This window comes from Pseudomonas sp. GW823-FHT06B06 (assembly GCF_058795195.1).
Map to the genome: position 1 here is coordinate 1 of NZ_JBXAHO010000081.1, position 9838 is coordinate 9838.

Consider the following 9838-nt stretch of genomic DNA (forward strand, 5'->3'; position numbering starts at 1 on the left):
GCCGCAGGCTGCGATCTTTTGATCTTGAAAAATCAAGATCAAAAGATCGCAGCCTGCGGCAGCTCCTACAAGGGGGCGCGGTAACGACTTGGTTATGGATGCAACAGTTTCTGCGCGCGTTTATCCGCCAAGTGTTGAGCCACCAACCGCCCGATCAGCACCAGCAAGGTCAACGAGATAAGCAGCACCGAAATCGCCGCCACACTCGGATCAACGTTATCGCGCAAGCCGCTCCAGATCCGCTTGGGCAGGGTGTCGACGTTGACGCTGGTAATGAACGGAATCGCCATCGGCAGCAGCACCAGGCCGATCAACGCCGTGGCCCATTTGGAGCGCATGTACCAGATGCCCAGGCTGAAGCTGGCGGCCAGCAAGGTCGCGATGATGCTCGTGGCAAAGGCGATGGTCAGGCTTTGGCTGATGGCATTGAACCAGTCAGGGTTGCTCATCAGCGCTTCGTAATGCCGCAGCGACCAATTGCCTTGGGGCATCGACAGGAAACGCTTGCTGGTGAACGACACCGGGATGACCGTCAGCAACGGGAACAGCATGAAGGCCATGGCGACCACGGCCAGCAGGCGGGTACTCAGGCTTGTACGATGGGTGTTCATAGTGATCTCAGCCTACCAGTCGGTTCACGCGGGTCATTTTCAACAGCACCCAGATCAATGCGCTGACCAGGGCCAGCAGCGCATTTTCGCATGACCGATTTGATCTTCACCCACATCTCAGTGCGCATTCCGGGGCCGGAGCATCACTTCCTGATCAACCCCTACGGGCTGATGTTCGATGAGATCACGGCGTCGAACCTGGTGAAAATCGACCTCGATGGCAACGCGGTGGAACCGTCGCCGTACCCGGTGAACCGGGCCGGTTTCGTGATTCACAGCGCCATTCACGGTGCTCGTGAAGACGCGCAATGCGTGTTGCACACGCACACAAAATCCGGTTGCGCGATGGCGGCGTTGAAGTGCGGGCTGTTGCCGGTGAACCAGATTTCCATGGAGTTCTACAACCGTGTGGCCTACCACGACTACGAAGGCGTGGCGCTGGACATGAGCGAATAGCGGCTGGTGGCGGACATGGGCGACAAGCCGGTGCTGATGCTGCGCAATCACGGTTTGCTGACGGTGGGGGGAGACGGTGGGGCAGGCGTTCATGCGCATGTATTACCTGGAAAAGGCCTGCGACATTCAGTTGGCAGCCATGGCTGCCGGGGAGCTGGTGTTGCCGTCGCCCGAGGTTTGCGCGCATACCGAGCGGCAGTTCAATGAGCCGGGACGGGCGCTGGAGGAGGGTGAGCTCAATGATCCAGATGCCATGCAACTGGCCTGGGCGGCGTTGCTGAGATTGCTGGAGCGTGTGGCGCCGGATTATCGGGACTGACCTGAATGCTCGGTTGTTCGAGCTGGCCTATTCGCGAGCAGGCTCGCTCCCACAGTTGATTCGGGTTGCCACAAATTCTGTGTACGACGCAAATCCCCTGTGGGAGCGAGCCTGCTCGCGAAAGCGGTTTGTCAGGCGCCCTGACTTTTCAGACTTGCCGAGGGGTATTCAGGTTCATCGACCGCTCCGCCAATCCCGCCGCAGTCTGTTCATCGATCGGCAACAAAAACCGAAACGTCGCCCCACGCCCCGGCCTGTCGATCAACTGAATCTCAAGCCCATGCAATTGCAGGATGCGGTGCACAATACGCAACCCCAGCCCGCCATCGCGCCGTGCGCCACCGATATTGAACGGCCGCAAAAACAGACCCTCGCGCAATTCGGGAGCGATACCAGGGCCAGTGTCGCTGACAGTCACTTCAATGAACGAGCCTTGGGGACGCAAACCCAGTTCGATCTCGCCACCTGGCGGTGTATGGCGCAACGCGTTGTCGAAAAGATTGGTCAACACCCGCTCGATCAATCCCAGGTCAGCGCAAGCTGCAGAAACGTTGGGGGCGAACGTGGCCTTCAATTCAACCTGCCGCGCCTCGGCCGTCAGTTCGAACTTCTGGAAAATGTCCTGGACCAGGTCGGTCAGCGAAAAACGCTCCAGCACCGGTTGCACAAAACCATGTTCCAGGCGCACCAGTTCCAGCAGCGACTGCGCCAGCCCGCCGACCTTGCGGCTTTGATCAAGGGCGATGCCCAGGTAGCGGCGGCGGTCGGCGGCGGACAGCGTGGCGTCCTTGAGCGACAGGGTTTCCAGATAGCCGTGCAACGAGGCCAGCGGCGTACGCAGATCGTGGGAGATGTTTGCCACCAGTTCGCGGCGTTCCTGGTCCTGGCGGGTCAACGAGCGCCATTGTTCGCCCAAACGCGCCTGCATCTGCCGGAAGGCAGCGTCGAGTACAGCAATTTCATCGTGGCTGGCGACCTTTTCCAGGGGGACGGGCAGGGCCGGCGTCACCGGGACGCCATCGATGTCGAACTGGCTGACGGTTTCGGTGAGGCGGCGCAATGGCCGGGTGATCAGCGCAAACGCGGTGAGACCGGCAATCAGGCACAACAGCGCAACCAATCCAATGGACATCAGGGCGGTATTGAGTGCAGCACTGGTGGCGCCCCGTTCGGCCAGGCGATCATGGTCTTCGCCCAGCAGCACCACGTAGAGATACCCGACGGCCTTGCCATTGACCTTCAACGGTGCGGCGCTGAACACCTTGCGCGCGTCGACGCTGCGCGGATCATCACCGGTAATCGGCAGGGCGTCGCCCCTGAGCAGGCGCTGGATTGGCGCCAGGTCGACACGCTCGCGTCGAATCCTGCCTTCGGGCGCGGCACTGCCGACAATCTTGCCCTCGGTGTCCAACAGGTACACCTCGACACTGGGGTTGACCTGCATCAGCTTGCTGAACAGATCCCGCACGGCATTGGGCATCAGGCCCTGGGTGTCCATCAGCACCGTGTCACTGGCGATGTGCTGCGCCAGGTCCCGGGACAACCCTTGCACCACTTCCTGTTCATGCATCTGGTTGGAACGCACCTGTAGCCACGCCGAGGTGCCGCAGCACACCAGCAGTAGCACGGCGAACACCAGGGACAGGCGCTGCGTCAGGGTCAGCCTCATGGCGGCGATTCCTCCCCGGTGGCGAACTTGTAGCCGCGGCCCCAGACCGTGAGGATGCGCACCGGTTGCGCCGGGTCGGCCTCGATCTTGGCGCGCAGGCGATTGATGTGGGTGTTGACCGTGTGCTCATAGCCTTCGTGGCTATAGCCCCAGACGGCGTTGAGCAGGTCCATGCGCGAAAACACCTTGCCCGGCTGGCGGGCGAAGAAGTACAGCAAGTCGAACTCCCGGGGTGTGAGGTCCAGGCGTCGGCCGCCCTGGGACACTTCGCGGGTGATCGGGTCAATGGCCAGTCCGTCGATGAGCAGGCTGCCGGCGTCCATCTTCAGGTTGCGTGCCATGGCATCCACCCGGCGCAGCAAAGCTTTGACCCGGGCCACCAGTTCGAGCATGGAAAATGGCTTGGCCAGGTAATCGTCGGCACCGAGCTCCAGGCCGAGGATCCGGTGCACTTCGCTGGAGCGCGCACTGGTGATGATGATCGGCGTGTAGCGGGCCATGGCGCGGGCGCGGCGGCAGATTTCCAGGCCGTCGACACCGGGCAGCATCAGGTCGAGGATCAGCGCATCCCAGTTGCCTTGCTGCAGCAGGCGCATGCCTTCATTGCCGTCGGCGCTGTGCACCACCTCGAACTGCTCGTCACGCAGGTGCAGGCAAATCAGGTCGGCGATATGCAGGTCGTCCTCGACCACGAGGACGCGTTTGGTCTGTTCCATCCACTTCAATCCTTCGGCGCAATGTGCGTAATGCCACTCACTGTAGGAGCTGCCGAAGGCTGCGATCTTTTGACTTTGATTTAAAAAAACAAGATCAAAAGATCGCAGCCTGCGGCAGCTCCTACAATTAAGTCAGTCAAGTCAGTGAAGTCAGTGAAGGGTCCATTGTGCGGGTTTTTCGTGGCCCGAGTTATCACGAATTGTTTAACTTCCCGTGAGGATTTGGCGATCACCCAAAGCCTAGGCTGTGTTCCATGAAACACCCCTGGATTTTTGGAGACGAGCATGTTTTCACGACGGCAATTTCTTCTCGCGAGCGGCGGGCTGGGGGTGGCAGCCCTGGCAATCGGCCTGTTGCCGAAGTTTTCCACAGGCACGGCATTGATCAGCGATGCCAGCGCCGCCGAGGCGTTCGAAGTGACCCACAGCGACAGCGAATGGCACGCCATCCTGAGCGACGAACAGTATGAAATCCTCCGCGAAGAAGGCACTGAACGGGCCTACAGCAGCCCGCTGAACAACGAGCACCGCGACGGCACATTCCTCTGCGCCGGGTGCCAGTTGCCGCTGTTCTCATCGGCGACCAAGTTCGATAGCCACACTGGCTGGCCGAGTTTCTGGGCGCCGCTGGACAAGGCCGTGGCCACCCGCCAGGACCGCTCCTACGGCATGTCGCGCGAAGAGGTGCATTGCCGGCGTTGCGGCGGGCATCTGGGCCATGTCTTTGACGACGGGCCGAAACCGACCGGTTTGCGTTACTGCATGAACGGTCTGGCGCTCAAGTTCGAGCCCAAAGCCGTCTGAATTTCTCAGGAGTCTGTGACATGAAAAATCTTTTCACCTGGCGCCGCACGCTATTGGGGCTGGCCGCTGCCGGCATCATCGGCCAATGCTCGGCATTTTCCCTGGGCGGGGCTGAAGAAGGCGTGCTCCTTCCCCCGCCGGCCCTCGACGAAACCACCCAGGCCCACAGCGAAACCGCGGTATTTGCCGGTGGTTGTTTCTGGGGTGTGCAAGGGGTGTTCCAGCATGTCAAAGGCGTGAAGAATGCCGTCTCCGGTTACGCCGGTGGCGCAGCCAACACGGCGCAGTACGAACGCGTCAGCAGCGGCAGTACCGGTCATGCGGAATCGGTGGAAGTGACCTTCGACCCGAGCCAGGTCAGCTACGGCACCTTGCTGCAGATCTACTTTTCCGTGGCGCACAACCCGACCGAACTCAACCGCCAGGGGCCCGACACCGGCACCCAATACCGCTCGGCGATCTTTACCAAGAGCAGCGAACAGCAACGGGTCGCCCAGGCCTACATTGCCCAGCTCGATGCCGCGCATTCGTTCGATAAGCCGATCGTGACCAAGCTGGAAAGCTTCAACGGTTTTTATCCGGCCGAAGAAGAACACCAGGACTTCCTGACCGAGCACCCGACCTATCCCTACATCGTGATCAATGACTTGCCAAAGGTGGCACAGCTCAAGCAGCTGTACCCGGATCGCTATCAGGAAAAACCGGTGCTGGTGAAAACGGGGATGTGACGGCGGTTATCCGCTGATCACATTCTTGCCGGCGACTTTCGACCGATACAGTGCCTGATCGGCCCTGGCCATCAGGCCGGTCTGTTGCTCCTCCTCGAAGCGCTGGACCACGCCGAAACTCATGCTCACGTGAAAGTCGCCCACCGATGGCATCTCCGATAGACCCTGGCGGATGGCTTCGGCCAGGGTCCTGGCCTCAGCCAGCGAGGTATCGGGCAGTACCGCGATGAATTCGTCGCCGCCCCAACGGGCCAGCACATCCCCCGCACGCAAACTGCGCGCGACCCGTTCGACCACCTGAATCAAGGCGGCATCGCCCAGTGCATGGCCGTAGTGATCGTTGATGCTCTTGAAGTCGTCGATGTCCATGGCGATCAGTGACAACGGCTGGCGAAAGCGCTGGGACCGCTCGCATTCCTGGCGCAGGGCCTGATCCAGGCGATATCGATTGGCAGTCGACGTCAGGGCATCGGTTTCAGCCAACTTACGATTTTCTTCCAGTTGCCTCTGCAGTTGCTGATTGACGCTGGACAGCTCGCGGGTGCGTTCTTCAACGAGGGCTTCAAGGGATTGATTGCGCCGTTCGAGGGCTTCGAGCAGGCGCTTCTTGTCTTCGATGCTGCGGTGGGCGCCGACCATTCGCGCCACCGAACCGTCGGCATTGCGTGCCAGCACGTGGCCGCGGTCTTCGATCCAGATATAACGGCCGTCATGCGTGCGGCAGCGGTACTCGGCCTGATACACGGGGGTGCGCTGGCTCAGGTAGTCATCGAACAGGGCCATCACCTGCGGGAAATCATCGGGGTGAATGATGTTTTCCCAGGTCAACACGTTGTTATCCAGGGAGTGCGGCGTGTAGCCGAGCATTTCGTACCAACGGGCGTTGCGGTAGACGAAGCCGGTGTTGGCGTTCCAGTCCCATATTCCGTCGCTGACCAGTTCCATGATGGTGTGCAGCATGCCTTCGTTCATGTCCGAGACATTGAACTTCAAGGGTTCGATACTCGATGCTTCTCCCATCGCTGCTCTCCCTGGCACGCGCCTGATAGCCAATGACCTGCTCAGTCAGGGAGATTAGTCCAAGGCTCAGCGAGGCTGCTAGTGCTTGCCCCACATCTGCACGGCGAAGTCGACGAAACGTCGCAATTTCGGCAGGCGGTAGCGGTCCTGGGCATACATCAGGTGCATCGGCCGGCTCGGCGGGTTGAATCCGGGCATCAAGGCCAGCAGTTTGCCGTCCTGGATGTCTTGCTCGACCAGGACATCGGGCAACATCACGATACCCATGCCGGTTCGCGCCGCCTGATGCAGCCCTGCCGAGCTGTTGATCAGCATCGGTCCGCTGACCGCTACCGTGACTTCGCCTTCCGGGCCGGCCAGGCGCCATTCTTTCTCCACCGAATGCCAGTCATCGCCAGCCGGATAGGCGAAGGACAGGCAATCGTGGTGACGCAGGTCTTCAGGGGTTTGCGGTGCGCCGCGACGGGCCACATACGCCGGCGATGCGCACATGGTCAGGGTGTAGTCGAGCAGCGGGCGGGCGATCAGGTTGGACGCCTCGATAGCGCCCAGGCGAAAGGCCACGTCCAGTCCGTTTTCCAGCAGGTCCGGGCGCCGGTTGGTGAGCATCACGTCGAGTTTTATCCTGGGGTAGAGCAGGGCGAATTCGCTCAGGGCGGGTGCCAGTTTTTCCGTGCCGAAGGTCAAGGGCGCCGAGATGCGCAACGTGCCGCTGGGTTCATCCAGCGCTTGCTCGGCCAGGCGTTCGGAATCAGCCACCAGCCCCAACACTTCGAGGCAGCGCTGGTAATACGCAACGCCAAATTCGGTCAACCGCTGGCGCCGGGTCGTGCGGTTGAGCAGGCGCACGCCCAGGCGCTGCTCGAGGGCCTTGAGGTGGTTGCCGACCATGGTCGTGGACATTTTACACTGCGCAGCGGCGCTCGTCATGCTGCCGGTTTCCACCACCTTGACGTAGACGGTCATTGCCTGGAAAAGGTCCATTATCAAGCTCAACTTTAAAATGATTGAAGTATTGCAGTATTTATCCAGTTCAGGTGGCTAACCATACTGCAAAAACACTGACCCTTGATGGAGCTTGATGTCATGACCGCCGCCTGCCTGATGAGCACTTACCAACCCTTGGCCTTGAGTTTCCACAAGGGCCTGGGCACGCGCCTATGGGACCAGGCCGGTCGTGAATACCTGGACGCGGTGGCCGGGGTGGCGGTGACCAACGTCGGCCACTCTCATCCGAAAATCGTCGCGGCGATCAGCGAACAGGCCGGCCTGTTGCTGCACACTTCCAACCTCTACAGCATCGACTGGCAGCAACGCCTGGCGCGCAAACTGACCCAGCTGGCGCGCATGGACCGGGCGTTCTTCAACAACTCCGGGGCCGAGGCCAATGAAACGGCGCTGAAAATTGCCCGCCTGCATGGCTGGCACAAAGGCATCGAGCAACCCTTGGTGGTGGTCATGGAAAACGCTTTCCACGGCCGCACCCTCGGCACCCTGTGCGCCAGCGATGGCCCGGCGGTGCGCCTGGGTTTCAACAAGTTGCCAGGGGACTTCGTCAAAGTGCCGTTCGGCGACCTCAAGGCACTGGACAAGGTGCGCCAGGATTACGGCTCGCGCATCGTGGCCATCCTGATGGAGCCGATCCAGGGCGAAGGCGGTGTGCAGCTGGCACCACCCGGTTACTTGAAAGCCGTGCGCGAGCTCTGCAACCGGCGCTCCTGGTTGTTGATGCTGGATGAAATCCAGACCGGCATCGGTCGTACCGGGCAGTGGTTCGCGTTCCAGCACGAAGGCATCGTCCCGGATGTGATGACCCTGGCCAAAGGCCTGGGTAACGGCGTCCCGATCGGCGCCTGCCTGGCCCGTGGCAGAGCCGCCGAACTCTTTACCCCCGGTAGTCACGGCAGCACCTTTGGCGGCAACCCGCTGGCCTGTCGGGTCGGTTGCACGGTGCTGGACATCATCGAGGAGCAAGGCTTGCTGGAAAATGCCCGGCTTCAGGGCGAACGCCTGATAAGCAGGTTGCGCATGGAATTGGCGGACCAACCGAACGTCCTGGCGATCCGTGGCCAGGGCCTGATGATCGGCATCGAACTCAAGCAACCGATCCGCGACCTGAGCCTGATCGCCGCCCGGGACCACGGGCTGCTGATCAACGTGACGCGGGGGCAAACCATTCGTTTGTTGCCGCCGCTGACGATTGATGAGCGGGAGGTGGAGATGATTGTCAGGGGAGTGAGTTCAGTAGTGGTATCTGCACATGACAACGCATAACTCACCGTCTTCGATGGTGTAGACCAAGCGATGTTCAGCCGTTATCCGGCGCGACCAGAAGCCGCTCAAGTTGTGTTTGAGCGGTTCCGGTTTTCCGAGACCCTCGAACGGTTCACGCAGGATGGCTTTGATCAGCAGGTTGATGCGTTTGAGTCCCGCCTTATCGTTTTGCTGAAACCAAAGGTAGTCGTCCCAGCCTTCAGGAGTGAACTCGATATTCATTCTTCAATGAGTTGCCGAGACTTGGTTTTCCCGGCGCGCAGGTTGCCAATCGACTTGATCAAGCGTTCAGCGTTGGCGGGGGAGCGAAGCAGGTAGGCGGTCTCCTCAAGGGCGTTGTATTCCGCCAGCGACATCATCACCACCGGCTCGCCTTTCTGGCGGGTGACCAGTAGTGGGGTGCGGTCTTCATTGACGCGATCCATGGTTTCAGCCAGGTGCGCGCGTGCGGTGGTGTAATTGATGGTGTGCATGGTGAAATCCTCGCTCGATGCAAGGAACGTACAGAAATCAGTACAGGTTGACAAGGCGATAGCTCCGAATGGTCGTTATGCAATTGGCGCATCAACGCTTCTCCTGAGTATCGTCGAAACCTTCTCGGGACGTTTCCGAGAACGCTGTAGTCCTTATCTGATGAGAAGCCGTGAAGATAAATCAATCGGCGTAGTGCATTGCGCTGGCGAAATCGGTGATTTCAGTCCAGTCCATCAATTGAATTCTGCAACCGTCAAACCCTTCGAACAGCTGCCGATGGGCCGTATATCCGCTGGACCCATCGCGCTGGCGATAGCTCCCCGCCCACTCCAGCAGGGCGATCAGGCGTTCGTCGTCGTTGGCTTCACGTTGGCGGATGTTGGCGACGCAAACCTCGTCGGCAACGCTCAACCAGATCAGCGTCGTCGTGCGGGGCAGCAGTTCGCTGGCGATCCAGCCATACACGCCTTCGATCACCCAGCGTTCTTGCTCGGCCGCGACCCGCGCCATGGCCAAGGCTTCAGCGCGGGGGCGGGGGATGCTGTGTTCGTCGGACAGCCAGTGAATGCGGTCGAGATCGGTCCATGGCACCTGCAATCGCTCGGCCAGGCGTTGCGCCAGCCAGCTCTTGCCGGAGCCGGAGTTACCGATGATCAGGGTTCGGGTGAGGTCCATGAGCGACACCGATCAAACTGTGGGAGATTCTATGGTTGAGGGGAAGCCCTCAACTGGTTTTCGGTTGGTATTCACTCTGCCCCTTCAGCAGG

Annotated in this window: 11 protein-coding genes and 1 pseudogene; 4 read left to right on the plus strand and 8 right to left on the minus strand. The window is 60.5% G+C overall.

Annotation, left to right across the window (positions count from 1 at the left end):
• Positions 1 to 92: 92 nt before the first annotated feature.
• Positions 93 to 611: an ABC transporter permease gene (locus AC1Q8Q_RS31915; protein WP_033044637.1), complete on the minus strand. Its 519-nt coding sequence runs from the start codon at positions 609 to 611 to the stop codon at positions 93 to 95.
• A gap of 78 nt (positions 612 to 689) precedes the next feature.
• Here AC1Q8Q_RS31915 and AC1Q8Q_RS31920 point away from each other — a divergent pair.
• Positions 690 to 1386 (plus strand): annotated as a pseudogene (locus AC1Q8Q_RS31920) (class II aldolase/adducin family protein); the annotation flags it as partial.
• A 148-nt stretch (positions 1387 to 1534) separates the two neighbouring features.
• Here AC1Q8Q_RS31920 and AC1Q8Q_RS31925 read toward each other — a convergent pair.
• Positions 1535 to 3055 carry a sensor histidine kinase gene (locus AC1Q8Q_RS31925; RefSeq protein ID WP_492615959.1) on the minus strand — a complete coding sequence of 507 codons (1521 nt, stop codon included), beginning with the start codon at positions 3053 to 3055 and terminating at the stop codon, positions 1535 to 1537.
• Positions 3052 to 3771, minus strand: coding sequence for a response regulator transcription factor (locus tag AC1Q8Q_RS31930; protein WP_083348256.1), 720 nt, complete (start codon positions 3769 to 3771; stop codon positions 3052 to 3054). The genes AC1Q8Q_RS31925 and AC1Q8Q_RS31930 overlap by 4 nt, the downstream gene beginning before the upstream one ends.
• A gap of 285 nt (positions 3772 to 4056) precedes the next feature.
• Here AC1Q8Q_RS31930 and msrB point away from each other — a divergent pair, with 285 nt between their 5' ends.
• Positions 4057 to 4575, plus strand: coding sequence for a peptide-methionine (R)-S-oxide reductase MsrB (msrB, locus tag AC1Q8Q_RS31935; protein ID WP_020795563.1), 519 nt, complete (start codon positions 4057 to 4059; stop codon positions 4573 to 4575).
• Between the two features lie 20 nt (positions 4576 to 4595).
• Positions 4596 to 5303: a peptide-methionine (S)-S-oxide reductase MsrA gene (gene msrA / locus AC1Q8Q_RS31940; RefSeq protein WP_033043128.1), complete on the plus strand. Its 708-nt coding sequence runs from the start codon at positions 4596 to 4598 to the stop codon at positions 5301 to 5303.
• Between the two features lie 6 nt (positions 5304 to 5309).
• On the opposite strand, the gene AC1Q8Q_RS31945 is transcribed toward msrA, so the two are convergent.
• Together AC1Q8Q_RS31945 and AC1Q8Q_RS31950 are read right to left on the minus strand one after the other, a co-directional pair.
• The gene (locus tag AC1Q8Q_RS31945) at positions 5310 to 6323 is read right to left on the minus strand and encodes a sensor domain-containing diguanylate cyclase (protein ID WP_489327413.1); all 1014 of its coding nucleotides are present in this window, start codon (positions 6321 to 6323) and stop codon (positions 5310 to 5312) included.
• A gap of 78 nt (positions 6324 to 6401) precedes the next feature.
• Positions 6402 to 7307 (minus strand): LysR family transcriptional regulator, encoded by a 906-nt coding sequence (locus tag AC1Q8Q_RS31950; protein WP_492615960.1) that lies wholly within the window; start codon positions 7305 to 7307, stop codon positions 6402 to 6404.
• 102 nt (positions 7308 to 7409) lie between these two features.
• Between AC1Q8Q_RS31950 and AC1Q8Q_RS31955 the strand changes: the two genes are divergently transcribed.
• Positions 7410 to 8597, plus strand: a complete 1188-nt coding sequence (locus AC1Q8Q_RS31955) for an aspartate aminotransferase family protein (RefSeq protein WP_492615961.1) — start codon at positions 7410 to 7412, stop codon at positions 8595 to 8597.
• Here the strand turns inward: AC1Q8Q_RS31955 and AC1Q8Q_RS31960 are convergent.
• The 3 genes from AC1Q8Q_RS31960 to AC1Q8Q_RS31970 form a co-directional block, all read right to left on the minus strand.
• Positions 8565 to 8819: a Txe/YoeB family addiction module toxin gene (locus AC1Q8Q_RS31960; RefSeq protein ID WP_020795568.1), complete on the minus strand. Its 255-nt coding sequence runs from the start codon at positions 8817 to 8819 to the stop codon at positions 8565 to 8567. The two genes, AC1Q8Q_RS31955 and AC1Q8Q_RS31960, sit on opposite strands and share 33 nt — an antisense overlap.
• The gene (locus tag AC1Q8Q_RS31965) at positions 8816 to 9070 is read right to left on the minus strand and encodes a type II toxin-antitoxin system Phd/YefM family antitoxin (protein ID WP_020795569.1); all 255 of its coding nucleotides are present in this window, start codon (positions 9068 to 9070) and stop codon (positions 8816 to 8818) included. The genes AC1Q8Q_RS31960 and AC1Q8Q_RS31965 overlap by 4 nt, the downstream gene beginning before the upstream one ends.
• 181 nt (positions 9071 to 9251) lie before the next feature.
• A complete protein-coding gene (locus AC1Q8Q_RS31970) occupies positions 9252 to 9746 on the minus strand; it encodes a P-loop NTPase family protein (RefSeq protein ID WP_020795570.1) in 495 nt (164 codons plus the stop codon).
• Positions 9747 to 9838 lie beyond the last annotated feature (92 nt).